Annotated in this window: 13 protein-coding genes; 4 read left to right on the top strand and 9 right to left on the bottom strand. The window is 58.1% G+C overall.

Annotation, left to right across the window (positions count from 1 at the left end; all coding sequences use genetic code 11):
* Window positions 1-62: 62 nt before the first annotated feature.
* Window positions 63-1,169, top strand: coding sequence for an agmatine deiminase (aguA, locus tag GIB19_RS16920; RefSeq protein ID WP_274887260.1), 1,107 nt, complete (start codon window positions 63-65; stop codon window positions 1,167-1,169).
* 195 nt (window positions 1,170-1,364) lie between these two features.
* Complete coding sequence (locus GIB19_RS16925; RefSeq protein WP_027595210.1) at window positions 1,365-1,562, top strand: hypothetical protein; 198 nt, start codon at window positions 1,365-1,367, stop codon at window positions 1,560-1,562.
* A 117-nt stretch (window positions 1,563-1,679) separates the two neighbouring features.
* Here the strand turns inward: GIB19_RS16925 and GIB19_RS16930 are convergent, their stop codons facing one another.
* Window positions 1,680-3,764 carry a TonB-dependent receptor gene (locus tag GIB19_RS16930; protein ID WP_274887261.1) on the bottom strand — a complete coding sequence of 695 codons (2,085 nt, stop codon included), beginning with the start codon at window positions 3,762-3,764 and terminating at the stop codon, window positions 1,680-1,682.
* Window positions 3,765-3,864: 100 nt separating this feature from the next.
* Window positions 3,865-4,041 carry a hypothetical protein gene (locus GIB19_RS16935; RefSeq protein ID WP_265969863.1) on the bottom strand — a complete coding sequence of 59 codons (177 nt, stop codon included), beginning with the start codon at window positions 4,039-4,041 and terminating at the stop codon, window positions 3,865-3,867.
* A 192-nt stretch (window positions 4,042-4,233) separates the two neighbouring features.
* Here GIB19_RS16935 and GIB19_RS16940 point away from each other — a divergent pair, with 192 nt between their 5' ends.
* Complete coding sequence (locus GIB19_RS16940) at window positions 4,234-5,553, top strand: OprD family porin (RefSeq protein ID WP_027595212.1); 1,320 nt, start codon at window positions 4,234-4,236, stop codon at window positions 5,551-5,553.
* 136 nt (window positions 5,554-5,689) lie between these two features.
* On the opposite strand, the gene GIB19_RS16945 is transcribed toward GIB19_RS16940, so the two are convergent.
* The 3 genes from GIB19_RS16945 to GIB19_RS16955 all read right to left on the bottom strand — a co-directional run bounded on the left by GIB19_RS16945 (window position 5,690) and on the right by GIB19_RS16955 (window position 9,687).
* Complete coding sequence (locus GIB19_RS16945; protein ID WP_274887263.1) at window positions 5,690-7,360, bottom strand: FMN-binding glutamate synthase family protein; 1,671 nt, start codon at window positions 7,358-7,360, stop codon at window positions 5,690-5,692.
* Between the two features lie 238 nt (window positions 7,361-7,598).
* On the bottom strand, window positions 7,599-8,966 hold the full coding sequence (locus GIB19_RS16950; protein ID WP_265969862.1) for an ATP-binding protein: 1,368 nt from the start codon (window positions 8,964-8,966) through the stop codon (window positions 7,599-7,601).
* A gap of 1 nt (window position 8,967) precedes the next feature.
* Window positions 8,968-9,687, bottom strand: coding sequence for a response regulator (locus GIB19_RS16955; protein WP_274887265.1), 720 nt, complete (start codon window positions 9,685-9,687; stop codon window positions 8,968-8,970).
* Between the two features lie 140 nt (window positions 9,688-9,827).
* On the opposite strand from GIB19_RS16955, the gene GIB19_RS16960 reads away from it, so the two are divergent.
* Window positions 9,828-12,125 carry a TonB-dependent siderophore receptor gene (locus GIB19_RS16960; protein ID WP_027595216.1) on the top strand — a complete coding sequence of 766 codons (2,298 nt, stop codon included), beginning with the start codon at window positions 9,828-9,830 and terminating at the stop codon, window positions 12,123-12,125.
* Between the two features lie 66 nt (window positions 12,126-12,191).
* Here GIB19_RS16960 and GIB19_RS16965 read toward each other — a convergent pair whose 3' ends face one another.
* The 4 genes from GIB19_RS16965 to GIB19_RS16980 all read right to left on the bottom strand — a co-directional run bounded on the left by GIB19_RS16965 (window position 12,192) and on the right by GIB19_RS16980 (window position 15,883).
* Complete coding sequence (locus tag GIB19_RS16965; protein WP_099428088.1) at window positions 12,192-12,398, bottom strand: DUF3079 domain-containing protein; 207 nt, start codon at window positions 12,396-12,398, stop codon at window positions 12,192-12,194.
* A gap of 275 nt (window positions 12,399-12,673) precedes the next feature.
* Window positions 12,674-13,354, bottom strand: coding sequence for an MAE_28990/MAE_18760 family HEPN-like nuclease (locus GIB19_RS16970; RefSeq protein WP_274887267.1), 681 nt, complete (start codon window positions 13,352-13,354; stop codon window positions 12,674-12,676).
* Between the two features lie 3 nt (window positions 13,355-13,357).
* Window positions 13,358-14,500 carry a DUF262 domain-containing protein gene (locus GIB19_RS16975; RefSeq protein WP_274887268.1) on the bottom strand — a complete coding sequence of 381 codons (1,143 nt, stop codon included), beginning with the start codon at window positions 14,498-14,500 and terminating at the stop codon, window positions 13,358-13,360.
* 57 nt (window positions 14,501-14,557) lie between these two features.
* Entirely contained in the window at window positions 14,558-15,883 is a 1,326-nt protein-coding gene (locus GIB19_RS16980) for a DNA methylase (RefSeq protein WP_274887270.1), read from the bottom strand.
* Between the last annotated feature and the right edge of the window lie 472 nt (window positions 15,884-16,355).

The raw sequence follows: 16,355 nt of genomic DNA on the forward strand, positions 1-16,355 counted from the left end.
TCCTACCCCCATCGACCAACGCCCCAGCGCACATCGGCTCAGGGCCTACGCAGAGGTTAACCATGAAAACCCTCAATTCTACCCCCCGTGCCGACGGCTTCCACATGCCCGCTGAATGGGCGCCGCAGACCCAGGTCTGGATGGTCTGGCCGGAGCGTTCGGACAACTGGCGCCTGGGTGGCAAGCCGGCACAGGCCGCCCATGTGACATTGGCCAAGGCTATCGCCCGCTTCGAGCCAGTGACCGTGGGTGTTTCTGCTGGCCAGTACGAGAACGCACGCCGTCAGCTCGACCTGCCGAACATCCGCGTCGTGGAAATCAGCAATGACGACGCCTGGGTGCGCGACACCGGCCCGACCTTCGTCATCAACGACCACGGCGAAGTGCGCGGCGTGGACTGGGGCTTCAACGCCTGGGGCGGCTTCGATGGCGGGCTTTACGCACCCTGGAACCGTGACGAGGAACTGGCCGCCAAGGTCCTGGAAATGGAGCGCTGCCAGCGCTACCAGACCGAAGGCTTCGTGCTGGAGGGTGGCTCGATCCACGTGGACGGCGAGGGCACGGTGATCACCACCGAAGAATGCCTGCTCAACCGTAACCGCAACCCGCACCTGGGCCGTGAGGAAATCGAAGCGGTCCTGCGTGAGCAGTTGGCAGTCGATACCGTGGTCTGGCTGCCGGACAGCCTGTACAACGACGAGACCGACGGCCACGTCGACAACTTCTGCTGTTACGTGCGCCCAGGCGAAGTGTTACTGGCTTGGACCGATGATTCCAACGACCCCAACTACGCCCGCTGCCACGCGGCGATGGACGTGTTGAAGAACACCCGCGACGCCAAAGGCCGTGAGTTCGTGGTGCACAAGATGCCGATCCCTGGCCCGCTGTACGCCACGGCTGAAGAGTGTGCTGGTGTCGACCAAGTGGCCGGTAGCCAGGAGCGCGACCCGTCGGTGCGCCTGGCCGGCTCGTACGTGAACTTCCTGATCGTCAACGGCGGCATCATCGCGCCGAGCTTCGATGACCCTGCCGATGCCCAGGCCAGAGCTATCCTGGCCGAACTCTTCCCTGATCATGAAGTGGTCATGATCCCAGGCCGTGAATTGTTGTTGGGGGGCGGCAATATCCACTGCCTGACCCAGCAGCAGCCGGCGCCAGTCAAGCGCTGAGACCACCCTGAATAAAGAGGCCCGTCATACGACGGGCCTTTTTTTCGGGCGACCTTTCCGAGCGACGTCCGGCCGCCTGAGTGGCATACGTTTTGTATTGTTTTTCAATTAGATAGCTCGAATGGGTCGGGCTCTCTGATCTGTAACAATGCCTACGTAAATTAGCCGCTCACGGGCAAAGGAGTACGTGTGGAAATGAACGCAGCAAGTGAGTCGGCTTTGTGCCCATCGGCCGTTAACCACCCATCGCTCAAGCTGTTGGCGCAGTGGTTGAAGCACCATGGAAACATCCAGGTCAGGACGACCGACCCACGACGTTTGCTTGCCGGGCGATACCCGCAAGGGCTGATCAGTGAAGCAGAGATGCAGGCGCTGATGGCGGTGTGGCACTGATCTCATCGGTTTTACCGGTGCTGGCCCCTTCGCAGCACAAGGCTGCTCCTACAGGTGGCGCGCGATCCCTGTAGGAGCAGCCTTGTGCTGCGAAGAGGCCGGTACAGCCAACAAACATCAGAAGCGGTAAGTGCTCGTCACCACCAGGCTCCGCGGGTCGCCCACCTGGATCTGCGCCGCACTGGTCGCCGAGCTGTAGTAGGTCTTGTCGGCAATGTTGTTCAACGCCGCCCGCACATCCCAGTCGTGGGTGCGGTAGCCGGCCAGCGCATCCCAGCGGCCGTAGCCTGGCAACACCGTGGTGTTCTGGTTGTCGGCATAACGCTCACCCACCAACGTCAAGCCGGTCTCGGCGTACCAGCCCAATTCTGGTTTCCAGGTCACGAACAGGCTGGCATTACGCTTGGCCACGTCGTTGATGCGGTTGCCTTCCTGGTTATTGTTGTCTTTGACGATGGTTGCATCCTGCAGGCCGATGCCCCCGCGCACGTACCAGTTGCCGACGATATTGCCGGTGGCGGTCAGCTCGATGCCTCGTGAGCGTTGCAAGCCACTGAGCAGGGTGATTTCCGGGTTCTCCGGGTCACGCGTGCGGCGGTTGTACAGCTCCAGTTCATACACGGCGAGGGTGGTGGTCAGGCGCTGGTCGAACCAGTCGCTCTTGACCCCGATCTCCTTCTGCCGGGTCAGCTCTGGCCCGGTGTCGTTGGTGTTGCCCGGCGCACCAGGGGTAATGCCGATCAGGCCACCGCCCACTGGCGAGAAGGTCTTGCTCCATGATGCGTAGAAGGAGTGGTCACGCCACGGCGTGTAGACCACACCCAGACGCGGGCTGGTGGTGTTGCTGTCCTGCGGCTCGGTCAGGCCGTCCTTGTTGGTGGTCTCTACCTCGAACTGGTCGAAACGAACGCCAGCGAGCACCTGCCATTGATCGTTCAGGCGGACCTGGTCTTGCAGGTAGAGGCCACGGCTTTGGACCACGGTGTGGTTGTCGCTTGACAGCAACATTGGGCCCGTGTGCTGCCGGCTGCGGTCGGGGTTGCCAACGTCCAGGCTGGGCACACTATTAGGCGCAGCGGTGTACAGGGTCGGGTCACGCCGTTGGCTGCCGAACTCCAGGCCCACCAACAGCTTGTGCTCCAACCCCACGGTAGTGAAGTCGCCCTCGGCTTCGAGGTTGTTGAACAGGTTGCGGGTGTTCAGGTCTTGCTGCCAGCGCTGGCGGGTGACGGTGTTGGTGCTGGCGTTGTAGCCCGTCGCGTAGGTGTTGTCGAACTCGCTGTCGAGCTTGAACAGGCCGAGGGTGTGGCGCAGTTGCCAGGTTTCGTTCAGCTGGTAGTTGAGCCGCGAGCGCAGCGACTGGGCGCGGTCATCGATGTAGTCGCGCTGGGTATCGCTGTAGGTGGTGCTGCGGCTGACGTCGGCCGGGCGGCCATTGACCCCAGGGATACCGCGGTCTGGTGTGCGGTTGTAGCGGCTGTATTCGTACTGCACCAGCCAGTTCAGGTCGGGCGAGAGCTGCCAGCTCATCGACGGGGCGAACAGCTGGCGGCTGCCATGGATGCCGTCGCGGAAGCTGTTATTGTCCTGGTTGCCCAGGTTCAGGCGCAGGCTGATGGTATCGCTGGGGTCGGCGCTGAGGTCGGCGTACAGGCTGCGCAAATCTTCGCTGCCGCCTTGCGCCTCGATGCTCGAACGGCGGCCGTGCTCCGGCGCCTTGCTGACGCGGTTGACGATGCCACCCTGGCTGCCGCGGCCATACAGCACCGCCGCTGGCCCTTTGAGTACCTCGACCCGCTCGATGTTGTTCAGGTCGCGAATGTACTGGCTGTCGTCGCGAATGCCGTCCAGGTAGAAATCGTTGCTGGCCTCGAAGCCGCGAATGCGCACGCTGTCGAAGCGGGTGTCGGCGCCGCTGCTGACGTTGGGGATGCCCTCAAGTGCCTTGCCCAGGGTGTTGTTGCCGTAGTCCAGCACGTTGGCGGTCTTGACCGTGTCGATGGCCTGGGGCACGTAGCGCACGGGGGTCGAGGTGCGCGTCGCGGTACTGACTTCCTTGACCCGCGGGTTGTCCTCCTCGCGCTCGCCTTCGGCAGTCACTGACATTTCCGGCAGGGTGGTGGTGGCAGCGGTGGCCAGGCTGGCGCTGAACAGCAGCGACAGGCCAAGCGTCAGCGGGGAGAGGCGGCAGGGTACAAGCATGGAGACATCCGGACCGTGGCAGGTGAGAAAGGGTGCGAATGGTAATGCTTGCTATTTACTGTTGCTTGGGTATTTGTAAAGGGTTGTCTTTACATATGTATCACTTTGTAACCGCCGCTGTTGTATGCTCCGCGCCCATGAAAGCTGCCGGGTTGGTCAAAGCGACATTTCTGACAGAAGAAAAAATGCCCACTGATAGCGCCAACAGGCATGGAAATGCACCAGCAGCCTGGGTGATTTTGGTTATATCAACCTGCATTTCACGATTTTTTGACATTTGTAATCGCACACCGCTAGGATTCGGCCAACGCCTGCTGGCCATGACATGGCCATGCTGCTGTAAAAGGCCACCGTGCGATTGCCGGCAAGCCTTTCAGTCTGGATCCGCATAGCGTCGAACCTACGAAGGGGCGTTGGTTCCTGGCGTCATATTGCGAAGCGTTTTTGATTAAGAAATAAGGAAAACAACATGTTGAAAACCAGGATCAGCCTGGTCGCACTGGCAATGATCGCCGCGACCCAGGCCCAGGCCAATGAGCAGGCCGACAGCAAGGGCTTCATCGAAGACAGCCACGCCAACGTTCTGCTGCGCAACGCCTACATCAACCGTGACAAGAAGCACGGTACCGATGACCAGATCGAATGGGGCCAAGGCGTCATCGCCAACTTCTCCTCCGGTTTCACCCAGGGCACCGTCGGTGTCGGCGTCGACGCATTCGGCCTGTACGCCCTGCGTCTGGACGGCGGCAAAGGCCACAACGGTGGCGGCGGCGTCGACTTCTTCAAACCGCACGACACCAAGAACGCCGACGGCAACGCCAGCTCGCCACATAACCTGGCCCGTGGCGGCGCAGCCGTGAAATTCCGCATCTCCAACACCGTGCTCAAGTACGGTGACCAGATGCCAGCACTGCCTGTGCTGCAGTACGACGACGCCCGTCTGCTGCCAGAAAGCTTCACCGGTACCCTGATCACTTCCAAAGAAATCCAGGGCCTGGAACTGAACGCCGGCCGCTTCACCCAAGAAGCGCGCAAAAGTGCCGAGCGTCGTGACGGTGGTGGCCTGAAGTCGATCAACGTCTTCGGTGGTAGCTACAAGTTCACCGACAACTTCACCGCTTCGCTGTACACCGCAGACAACGAAGACGTGATGCAGAAGCACTACCTGGGCATGAACTATGTCTTCCCGATCGCCAGCGACCAGTCCCTGACCCTGGACTTCAACGGCTACAAGTCGGACATCAACAACAAGTTCGTCAAAGCGGCCGAGCTCAATGGTGACTCCAACACCATCTGGAGCCTGGCGGCGACCTACGCCTACGGTGCGCACTCGTTCACCATCGCTCACCAGCGCAGCACCGGCAGCACCGGTTACAACTACGGCTTCTACCAGAACGCCGGCGGCGTGGGTGACGGTGGTTCGACCATCTACCTGGCCAACTCGTACTGGTCTGACTTCAACGCCGAAGACGAGCGCTCCTGGCAGCTGGGCTACGGCCTGGACTTCGGCGCCTACGGCGTACCGGGCCTGACCTACAAGCTGGCCTACGTAGTGGGTGACAACATCAACACCCGCAACGTCGCCAACCCGCAAGGTTTCGGTGAAGGTAAAGAGCGCGAGATCTTCAACCAGATCCGTTACGTGGTTCAAGACGGCCCGGCCAAAGACCTGTCGGTCAAGCTGCGCAGCTCGTTCGTACGCACCAACAATGCCGTACAGCAGAACGGCTACAACGACGACGGTAACGAAGTCCGCGTATTCGTCGAGTACCCGATCAGCATCTTCTGATCGCATGGCGTCGGGGCTGCTTTGCAGCCCTTTCGCAGCGCAAGGCTGCTCCTACAAATACATGGACATTGCGCTCGCTGCCCCTGTTGTAGGAGCAGCCTTGCGCTGCGAAGGGCCGCAAAGCGGCCCCAGCTCATCAAGCTGGGACGCTTTCCTCACGGCGCCTGCCAGTTGCCTTCGCTACCAGCACCTCCTCCCCAGTCTCCGGCGCAAAACTGTCGCTGCGAGCCATCCGCCACATCCGCGCATAAAACTCGCTTTCAATCGAGCCACTGAGCAATTCGCCAGGCTTGAGGAACGTATGCAGGTCTGAAAAAAAGCCGATCTCGCTGGCGCTGACACGCCGTGCCAAATGTTTGGGCTTGAGCTCCGACGGGTGCTCCAGGCCCGCCGCCGCAAGCATCTCAGCCAATGTATGCAGGGTATTGCGGTGGAAGCTCGCCACCCGCTGAGCCTTGTCCGGCACCACCAACGCACGCTGGCGGAGCGGGTCCTGGGTGGCGACCCCGGTCGGGCATTTGTTGGTGTGGCAGCTCTGCGACTGAATGCAGCCAATGGCGAACATGAAGCCGCGCGCCGAGTTCACCCAGTCGGCACCAATGGCCAGCACACTGGCGATGTCGAAGGCGCTGACGATTTTGCCCGCCGCGCCAATGCGGATGCTCGAGCGCAAATTCAGGCCGACCAAGGTGTTGTGCACGAACATCAAGCCTTCGCGCATGGGCACGCCCATGTTGTCACTGAACTCGCGTGGCGCCGCACCGGTGCCGCCTTCCTTGCCGTCGACGACGATAAAGTCGGGGGTGATTCCCGTCGCCAGCATGGCTTTGGCAATGCCCATGAATTCCCACGGGTGGCCCAGGCAGAACTTGAAACCCACCGGCTTACCGCCCGACAGTTCGCGCAGGCTGGCAAAGAACCGCAGCAGTTCGACCGGCGTGCGGAACGCGCTATGGGCGGCCGGCGAAATACAGTCCTCGCCCTCACGCACGCCACGGGTGGCGGCGATTTCCGGGCTGACTTTGTGCCCCGGGAGGATGCCGCCGTGGCCGGGTTTGGCGCCTTGGCTGAGCTTGATCTCGATCATCTTCACTTGCGGCGAGCGGGCTTGCTCGGCGAAGCGTTGTGGGTCGAAACGGCCTTCTTCGGTGCGGCAGCCAAAGTAACCGCTGCCGATCTCCCAGATCAGGTCGCCGCCATGTTCGCGGTGGTAGGGGCTGATGCTGCCCTCACCGGTGTCATGGGCAAAGCGCCCCAGCCGTGCACCCTGGTTGAGCGCCGCGATGGCGTTGGCGCTGAGGGCGCCGAAACTCATGGCCGAGATGTTGAAGATCGATGCCGAGTAAGGTTGCCGGCACTGCGGCCCGCCAATGGCGATGCGGAACGAGGCGGGGTCGGGCGTGGCCACCGGCAGCATCGAATGGCTGATGAATTCGAAGCCGGGTTTGTAGGCATCGTTGAGCGTGCCGAAGGCTTTTTCGGCGCTCTCGTTCTTCGCCCGTGCATACACCAGGGAACGCTGGGACCGTGAAAACGGCAGCTTGTCGTCGTCACCTTCGATCAGGTATTGGCGGATTTCCGGGCGGATGGTTTCGATCAGGTAGCGGATGTTGCCCAGGATCGGGTAGTTGCGTCGCACCGCGTGGTGGCTCTGGCGCAGGTCATTGAGGCCGACCAGGCTGAGCAGGGCGGTGATCAGTGTGAATGGCCAGAGCCAGGCATGTTGGGGCAGTAATGGGAGGCTGGCACAGGTGAACGACAGGCAGATGAAAAGGCAGGCGTAGCGGCTGGGCAGTGAGTGTTTCATGGGTCCATCGCAGGCAGGATGACCCGCGTAGGATAGGCAATGGCGGGCTGCGGAAAACCTGGGCAATCGGTAAAACACTGTTACCTGATCCCGAGCGCTCAGCTCTTTGTAGGAGCGGCCTTGCGTCGCGAAAGGGTCGCGTAGCGGCCCCAGGTTTTGTGTTACTAGCAAAATTGCCGGGGCCGCTACGCGACCCTTTCGCGACGCAAGGCCGCTCCTACAAAGGGGCGGTGGCAGGTTATCGAGGTAACAGCACGCTGGCCCGCAGCCCACCGCCGTCGCGGTTGCACAACAGCAACTCGCCGCCATGGCTGGCCGCGATCCGCTGGGCAATACTCAACCCCAAGCCATACCCGCCAGACGCCTGGTTACGCGACCCTTCACCCCGCACGAACGGGTCGGTAACAGTCGCCAGCAAGCCTGGCGCGATCCCCGGCCCTCGGTCATCGACATGGATATAAACCCCCGTGGTCGCGCGCTCCAGCGTGACCGAAACCTCCTTGCCATAACGCAAGGCATTGACCAGCAGGTTCTGCAGGCAGCGCTGCAGCAGCAGCGCATCAACCCGCAAGCTGCCGCCCTGGCCATGAACCGGCAGTGGCTCGCGGGCTGTGGACAAGTCGGCACACTGCCGCGTCACCAGCCGGTCCAGGTCCACCTGTTGCAGGTTCTGCTGCTCCCCGGCCCGCAGGTAATCGAGCACTTGGCCAATCATGTCGTCCATCTGCGTGATGTTCTGCCGCAGGCGCTGGCGATGCTCGTCGTCCGGCAAGCGCTCCAGGCGCAGGCGCATGCGGGTCAGTGGGGTGCGCAGGTCGTGGGATACGGCAGCCAGGAAGTAGGCCTTGTCGTTGACCATTGCAATCAACCGCTGCTGCATCGCGTTGAAGGCCTGGGCGGCCTGGCGCACTTCTTCCGGCCCGTCCAGCGCCAAGGGCGGCTGTTCCAGGTTGCTGCCCAGGCCGCGCGCGGCATCCGCCAGGCGCCGCAACGGGCGCAGGCACAAGCGCACCGCCACCAGGCACACCAGCAGCACAGCGACGATGCGCAGGGCATACACCCGCAGCAGGTAATCGCTGATCAACACCCAGGCGGACTCGCCGCTCCAGCCCTGCAGCTCCTGGCCATCGATGGTCAGCCAATGCCCATCGGCCAGCGGCACGGCAAACGCGATATGTGCCTGCGCCGTGCGCAAACCGAACAGGCTGCGCCAGACAATCGGCTGGCCCAGTTCATCGGTCAGGTGCACCTTCAGCAGGCGCACCTCCTGGGCGTGGCCAAGCTCGTACTTGAGGGCCTGTTGCAGCAGCAGCTCGATACGCTTGCGCCCTCTGCGTTCGTCGTGTTCCGCCGCGGGCAGGTTTTCGGCACAGCGCAACTGATAGTGGGCAGGTGCCTGCATCGGGCTGCCATGGCAATTGGCACTGGCAATCAGCGGCGCGCTGCGGGCGGCGATCAGCCGAACAGGGGCCTCAAGCACCTGGGCGAAACGCACATCGAACCAGATGCTGCTCGACATCAACTGGATCACCACGGTGCCGCTGACCATGATCAGCAGCAGTTGGCCAAACAGCGTGCGCGGCCACAGCCGGCGAAGCCAGCGCATGTCAGGCATCAGCCTCGCTGCGCGCAAGGCTCAGCAAGTAGCCTTCGTTGCGGATGGTGAGGATCTGCGCTGCGCCGCCCGGCGCGCGCCGCAATTGTTGGCGCAGGCGGCTGACGCACATGTCCACCGAGCGGTCGTCAGGCAGGTGGTCACGGCCGAACGCACTGCGGGTCAGCTGATCGCGGGACACCACGCGGTTGTTGGCCTCCAGCAGCTCGCGCAATACGCGGTGGTCGGAGCGGGGCAGGGTCAGCGTTTCGCCGTCAGGGCGGGTGAGCAGGCGTTTGACGTGGTCGAGCCGAAACCCAGCGAACTGCTGCGCTTCCACCGCAGGCTTTGCAACCGGCGTGTCGAGGCGCTGCGGGCGGCGCAACACCGCTTTTATCCGGGCAATCAGCTCGCGTGGCTCGAAGGGTTTGGCCAGGTAATCGTCCGCGCCCACTTCCAGGCCAATGATGCGGTCCAGCGTGCTGCCTTTGGCCGACAACATGATCACCGCCAGCCCGGGCGTCGATTGCAACTGGCGGCACAGGCTCAAGCCATCCTCGCCGGGCAGCATCAAGTCCAGCACCACCAGCTCGACTTTATGCAGCGCCAGTTGCTGGCGCATCTCGTCGCCGTCAGCGGCCGCTAGCACGGTATAGCCGGCATCGGTCAGGTAATCGCAGAGAAGTTCGCGGATCTCGTCGTCATCGTCGACAACCAGCAGGGTCGTGCTCATTTCAAAAAACACCTGTTCGATGAGGGCCGATGGCGCTCGTTACGTTGGATTACAAGCCCGTACAAGCCGGGCCTGGAGCCCCAAGGGCGGATCCCTAGAATCGTAACAAAAAATCATCTGCGAATACGAAGCCTTCCCAAATGAAACCTCGGAGCATCATGAACGACTTCTCTCCCATCAGCCGAGGCGGAAGTCGCCTCAACCCGCTGGCCTTCTTCATTGCCGTGGCCATCAGCGGTGGAGCGATGGCGGCTGACAGCCAGCCCCTGGAGCTGGATGCCACGCAGATCGAAGACAGCGCGCTGGTGCCTGCCGATGAAACGGGCCAGCTAGGGTACACGGTCGAGAGCAGCCGCAGTTCAACCGGCCTCAAGCTGACGCCGCGCCAAACACCGCAGTCGGTGACCACCATTACCCGCCAGCAGATGGACGACCGCGCCATCCACACCATCGAGCAGGCGCTGGAAACCACGCCAGGCGTGACCGCGAGCAAGGCCGAAGTGGGCGGCCGCACCGACTACCGCGCCCGCGGTTATTCCATCACCAACTGGAAGGTCGATGGCCTGCAGTTCCAGGGTGGCTCCGATTTCAGCGGCGGGGGTAATGCGCTGAACATGGACCTGTACGAGCGCATCGATATCGTTCGTGGCGCCAACGGCCTGCTCGGCGGCACCGGCGACCCGTCGGCCACCGTCAACCTGATCCGCAAGGCCCCGACCAAAACCTTCGGCGGCAGCGCCTACGCCACCTACGGCAGCTGGGACAAACGCCGCCTGGGCGCCGACCTGAACCTGCCGCTGTCCGAAGACGGCCGCCTGCGTTCGCGCTTCGTGATGACCCAGCAGGACGCCAACTCGTTCCGCGACAACCAGTCCGAACGCTCCCGCGCCGCGCTGGCCAACTTCGAATTCGACCTCGACGACGCCACCACCCTGGGCGCCGGCTACCAGTACGAATACAACAAAGTAGTCGGCGGCGGCTGGGGCGCGAACATCCCGATCTGGTACGGCGACGGCAGCAAGACCGACCTGCCGCGCAGCACCAACGTAGTGCCGAGCTGGAGCTTTGGCGAGTACACCACCCGCACCGCCTTCGGCTCCCTCGAACACCGCTTCGACAACGACTGGTCGCTGAACCTCAAGGCCGCGCAAAGCACCGCGGAAGCCCTCAACCACCGCGGCCTGGCCAAGGTCAACTCGGCCGGGCGCGGCAGCTTTGGCGGCTACTGGGACCAGGACGGCAGCGGCGCCGTGCTCAACGGCCTGCACAGCTCCAGCGACACCACCCAGCAGTCTGCGCAAATCGACCTGTCCGGCCCGTTCCAGCTGTTTGGCCGCACCCACCAAGCGATGGTCGGCTACAACGACAGCCGCACCGTCGCCTGGTCGCCGGAATACACCTGCAACATGGTCAGCGACAGCCAAGTCAGCGCCGCAGCGCTGGGTTGCCAGTTCCGCGCCAACAACGGCTTCCCGCTGACCGACTGGCGCAATGGCGTGGATGACGATTACGACATGCTCGCCTCGCGCACCGGCCGCCACAGCAAAACCACCACCCGCCTGCAAGGCATGTACGCAGCGACCCGCCTGAGCATCACCGACCCACTGTCGGTGATCGTCGGCGTGCGTACCAGCAACTACTCGGCCATTACCCGCAGCAACGCCGGCGTGCGCACCAGCCAGGAAGAAAACGGCATCGTCACCCCCTACCTGGGGGCTATTTACGACCTCAACGACACCTACTCGCTGTACGCCAGCTACACCGACATCTTCACCCCACAAACCGCCGAGACCAGCAGCGGCAGCAAAGTCGAACCCATTCGCGGCCAAAGCTACGAAACCGGCATCAAAGGCGAGTGGTTCGATGGCCGCCTGAATGCCTCGGCCGCGTACTTCCGCACCAAGCAGGAAAACAAAGCTGTGCTGGACGGCGACCTGACCACCCCCACCGGCAACGACGCCTACAAGGCCGGTTCCGGCCAGGAAACCGACGGCATCGACCTGGAAATCGCCGGCGCACTGACCCCCAGCTGGAACGTCTACGCCGGCTACACCTACCTGCACTTCCGCCGCATCGACAGCGACGGCCGCAGCGACCCATCACACCTGTTCAAGGCCTCCACCACCTATCGCCTGTCCGGCCCACTGGACCGCCTGACGCTTGGCGCAGGGGTTACCGCGCAGAGCAACATCCGCGCGGTATCCAGCCCCGCAGGCCAGCCCACCAATGGCGTAAGTGCAGGCTCGACCGACGTCAACTGGTCGGGGTATGCGATTTGGAATGCCATGGCCAAGTACCAGCTGACGGATGAGACCAGCGTCAGCCTCAATGCCAATAACCTGTTCGACAAGCATTACTACACCCGCTACGGCTTCTATGCCGGGGCAATCTATGGCGACCCCCGCAATCTGTCGCTGACGCTCAGCACGTCATTCTGACGCCCCCCTGTAGGAGCAGCCTTGTGCTGCGAATGGGCCGCAAAGCGGCCCCCTTTCCACCCACAATCAACTGCATTGCACCCCCGACACCTCATCAATCGGCTTATCCAACCGGTCCTCAAACCTGTCCCAGTCCTCGCCGAACAACTCCACTGGATGCATGGTCCGGTCTGACCCATTGCCACAGGCTAGTGCCTTGGCTGGGCAGTAGAGGTCGCAGCCCCAGCAGATGCGTTCGGGGTGGCTGGGGTGGGTGGGGAATTTTTTGGGCATGGTGTTCAGTCCTCGCAGGTGGGGGCTGATTTCACGCTATGTGGTTTGGTGGTTTGGGCTTTGATTGAGATCAAGGTGGGGTGGGGCTTGCGGTGCGGTTTTCAAATTACCGTTTTAGTGATGGCGTAAAAAAGGCTCACTTTTGGTGAGCCTTTTTTGATACTGCTGGGCATCAGGAGTCTATTTTGTATGTAATTACTTGATAGATATAGGGTTTGCTTGGTGGGTAATTAAGTTCTATCTCAATATCTACCCTTTCACTGCCTGGAAAAGAGCTATGCAAAATTTTCTAGTCGTAAACCTATCACCATGTCGATGCACTCAGACAGGCTTTTGAATTTTTCAACATAGTCTATTAGATCAGCTCCAGAAGGAGGTGTGTGATGACGACCTGTATGAGCACACACATTACGCATCTCTATGAAAGACGTGAGAAATAGATCTAATCGTCCATGAGATTTATTTAGGTCGCCAATCGAATTCCAAGCTTTTTCGATTTCAAGACCAGACAATAGTGTTGTAACAGTCTCTGTGCCAGGATTCGATTTTGTATTGGCAAATGACTCCCAAGCGAGATAGTATTTCGGTTGGTCTAAAGATCCAAGTCGTCTGGCTAGGTCTTCTGATATATTCGTCGATTTGAGTTTTTTGTCCTTTTTACTAGCATTTACTAAGGCGTCCGCACCGCCAGAGTAATGTTTCAGTCGCATGCTAACCGGGATCTGGTTTATAGGTTTGTTTAAGTTGTTGATGGCCTCGATGTAATCTTTCACTATGTTCTTTAGGTAATTCTCAAAATACCCGCTAAGTAGTACTATAACTGAGCAGCTTATTGCATTTGTGCAAGCGAGTTGGTTAGGTTTGAGCGCCGCTGGAGTTGATAATGATAGCGCTACTTCTTCAATCGTTTCAAGAGAGCACACAAAGTCATTCGTAGCTATGAAGTTGTTTGCCATAACTCAAGATTTCTTTTTGAGGTGCGAGCTAAACATGTCCCTCGCTTTGTTTATCCTGGTTTTGATGGCGCCTTTTCCATTGGTGCCGCTTGATACAGACTTGAGAAAATCTGGATCGCCACAAAGCGTCGCGAAATCAGCCTTTATTTGCGCTGCAATTTCTGCTGTTATTAGCGCTGGATCGTACTCTGCCAAACCGATCATAATTGCTTCGGCAATTGGGAGTGACGGCGGCCCTTTCATCATCTTTGAAGGGTTTCTAAAAGAATTCGTACCAAACACAGCAAGGCTGTTTACTACTGCGCGCTCAAAGCGTTCTGCATCCATTCTTTCTAGATTTGGATCTCCAATATATAGCTTGTTGCGTTCTTCCATAAACTCTCCGAGAAAGTCTTTGAAAGTGGTATCAATTTTTTCTGGGTCAGAGAGAGCGAAGAAGCGCAAAACAATGGAGAGGTCGATCATTTTTTGGTAGATTGGATTGGACTGTGCCTCAATCGGGTCTACAGGTATTTCCCATGCTTTACAAAAATCAGGGTGGCGTGACAGTTTATGCAAAGCATCCGTAAAAGGTCCGCGGAAGACGGCATTGCGAACTTCCATTTCATTAGCTTTGACGCCACCTGTGTTGAGACGGTCGAAAACATCATATTTAATTGCTGGGGAAGATTCTTTAAGTAGAGCAATTGCTGAAAGGAAACGCCGAGTTAGGTGCTTATCCAGACCTCTTTTGACAAGGTCATTGAACCTAAGCCCATTCAAATCGTCCCAGACTACAAGTCCCTTCAAGGCTAAAGTATTATTTAGGAAGTTCTGGATTGCGGTGAGGCGTTGTCTGCCATCTAAGACAACATAAAATCCGTAATCATCCTCGCCTAAAAAAACTGGTGGGACAGGGACGTTCATCAAAAGAGATTCTATTAGGCGTGATTGTCTTTCTTCATCCCAGCGATCACGGCGTTGAAACTCTGGATTGATTTTAATATTATCATCAAGCATCGCAGGAAGTGTGGAGATCGGGATGTCAAGCTTCTGTGTAACAATTTGACGCATTTGCGCCTTGTACTTTTTTTCGAAGCCAGAAAGTCCTTCTCCCTCTGGTTCCATTTCGATACCATCGACGTCCGCAGTATTTGAATCGTTCATCTACTTACTCCCTGTCACGATATTCGACGGATGATCTGTTTAAAAAATGGAGTGTGTCTAGCTTTTTTGAAAACATAAAACGCTTTCAGTGGTGTTTCTGGTGTTGAGGTATTTCTTGGACTTAAGGTTTACATCAACCATTGATCTTGAGGCCTTAAAATCATCTCTTCGCACAATGGCTAATCCGAAATGGCTTGCCATTTCGGTAACTATCGTGGGTACATCGTTATGGATTTCTTTATAATGGGAGTCTTGCACCACTAAAAAACAGGGGCTTCCAGGTCTCAATATTCTGGAAATTTCTCCAACTGATCGAGATAATGAAGAGAAATATTGCAAATGATTTTTGAAGTAGTAGCCTTTTGAGGCCTGCGACTGATGATTATACAATCTTTCTAAGAATAGAGCGCAAGTAGAACCCCACTTGCTCTCAAGGGCTGGTGCAATACGTTGCACTGTAGATGTTCCAGTAAGCCCTCTGCGGAGTGTGTCGAATTCGGATTGCTCGCATCGGATAACCGCAAGCTCTATTGCGGTAGATACCGCATAATCTATTCGAGTGCAGTACGGCGGGGACGATATAATAGCATCGACTGATTCGGTATTGAGCGCAATGTTTTCCGCGTTTCCAATCTTTAAGCTTACAGCTGAGTCAGTCTCGCGATATTTAAATTCGTGAGCTTCATCGAGCAAACTCAAGCTTCTGATCTCGTCAAAAAAAACGGTATAAATAGTACATTGAGATGGCCGCTTGCGATTTAACTTTGTTTTAGGTTGTTTTACCCAGGTTGGATTGGAAGGTATAAAGTCTAGAAGCAGCTTTCGCGTGGTTCGAAATAGTGCTACGTAAAAAAAAGCGGCTATTGACGAAACTTGATCCATGGCCTTATTGTTGTTTAGATGGATATATGTTTCATTTGATATTAATAGCTTATTTATTCTCGTTTCTAAGCTGCGGATAACAATAGCACTGCCAGTACTAAACCATTTTAGTAAAGGCTCGTCATCGTTGATCGTGAGAGCCCCTATGCTTAGTCGCGACTGATCAATTAATGATTTAGCAATTGAAGTCAGGCTAGGGCGCTCTAATGGCGATAGTAGGCGTGCCTTGGCGACTAGAACCATCACAGGGTTTAAGTCAAAGCCAATGCAGTCGAAACCCTGCGAATACGCAGAAGCTGTAGTTGTTCCACTACCATTCCATGGGTCAAATACCAAAGCGTTTCGAGTCGGCTTCAATGTAGACAATATATTGCTAGAGAACGCGCTGGAGTAACCGGCGTAGTAAGGAAATACTCTAGACTCATGCGATGCCTTAGGGGCTTTGTAAAGCTTCGGATTAGAAATCGCTATATTATCGAAAGAGGTAGAATGAGACTTCATTGGGTACGACTCTTCATGTCATGTGCAAAGAAAGGTATAGACCAGAGTTCGTAGCAGTAATGAGCCGTTGTCTGGGGCGCCGCAGGGCTCAATTTTACGCCACGCAGTACCAGATTTCCACGTTGGGCGAGCACTGATCTGAAAACGCTTTTTTCAGCAGAAGGATCGACGCTCTCGGCCTGTCTAGTCTTTAGGCTATCAGAGAAGCCGCAGGGCCTGGAGGGATGTGATGGGTGCCATGAGATTTTCAAAGAACGACGTAAGGTTTTTCACTCTAGGTCAAGACGTCAAATTTCTGCCATCGCCAGAAATCATTGATATGATCCGTTCGTAGGGCTTCTCATCAGCACAAACGCCTGTGTCTTGCAGAGCTCAATTGTCAAATGCCTTTTCCCTCTCGATCAACGCGGTGATCAAAACTCTCCCGAATCCCATTTTGGATCGTCCCCACGTCATCCCGCCAAGAATCCTG

This window comes from Pseudomonas sp. ITEM 17296, from assembly GCF_028895205.1.
GTDB lineage: Bacteria > Pseudomonadota > Gammaproteobacteria > Pseudomonadales > Pseudomonadaceae > Aquipseudomonas > Aquipseudomonas kermanshahensis.

Excerpts from the sequence above, each read along its gene's own strand:
- GIB19_RS16960 (WP_027595216.1), top strand. The coding sequence starts at position 9,828 with ATGAAACCTCGGAGCATCATGAACGACTTCTCTCCCATCAGCCGAGGC.
- GIB19_RS16965 (WP_099428088.1), bottom strand. The coding sequence starts at position 12,398 with ATGCCCAAAAAATTCCCCACCCACCCCAGCCACCCCGAACGCATCTGC.
- GIB19_RS16950 (WP_265969862.1), bottom strand. The coding sequence starts at position 8,966 with ATGCGCTGGCTTCGCCGGCTGTGGCCGCGCACGCTGTTTGGCCAACTG.
- GIB19_RS16930 (WP_274887261.1), bottom strand. The coding sequence starts at position 3,764 with ATGCTTGTACCCTGCCGCCTCTCCCCGCTGACGCTTGGCCTGTCGCTG.
- GIB19_RS16925 (WP_027595210.1), top strand. The coding sequence starts at position 1,365 with ATGAACGCAGCAAGTGAGTCGGCTTTGTGCCCATCGGCCGTTAACCAC.
- GIB19_RS16955 (WP_274887265.1), bottom strand. The coding sequence starts at position 9,687 with ATGAGCACGACCCTGCTGGTTGTCGACGATGACGACGAGATCCGCGAA.
- GIB19_RS16975 (WP_274887268.1), bottom strand. The coding sequence starts at position 14,500 with ATGAACGATTCAAATACTGCGGACGTCGATGGTATCGAAATGGAACCA.
- GIB19_RS16935 (WP_265969863.1), bottom strand. The coding sequence starts at position 4,041 with ATGTCAAAAAATCGTGAAATGCAGGTTGATATAACCAAAATCACCCAG.
- GIB19_RS16970 (WP_274887267.1), bottom strand. The coding sequence starts at position 13,354 with ATGGCAAACAACTTCATAGCTACGAATGACTTTGTGTGCTCTCTTGAA.
- GIB19_RS16980 (WP_274887270.1), bottom strand. The coding sequence starts at position 15,883 with ATGAAGTCTCATTCTACCTCTTTCGATAATATAGCGATTTCTAATCCG.
- GIB19_RS16940 (WP_027595212.1), top strand. The coding sequence starts at position 4,234 with ATGTTGAAAACCAGGATCAGCCTGGTCGCACTGGCAATGATCGCCGCG.
- GIB19_RS16945 (WP_274887263.1), bottom strand. The coding sequence starts at position 7,360 with ATGAAACACTCACTGCCCAGCCGCTACGCCTGCCTTTTCATCTGCCTG.
- aguA (WP_274887260.1), top strand. The coding sequence starts at position 63 with ATGAAAACCCTCAATTCTACCCCCCGTGCCGACGGCTTCCACATGCCC.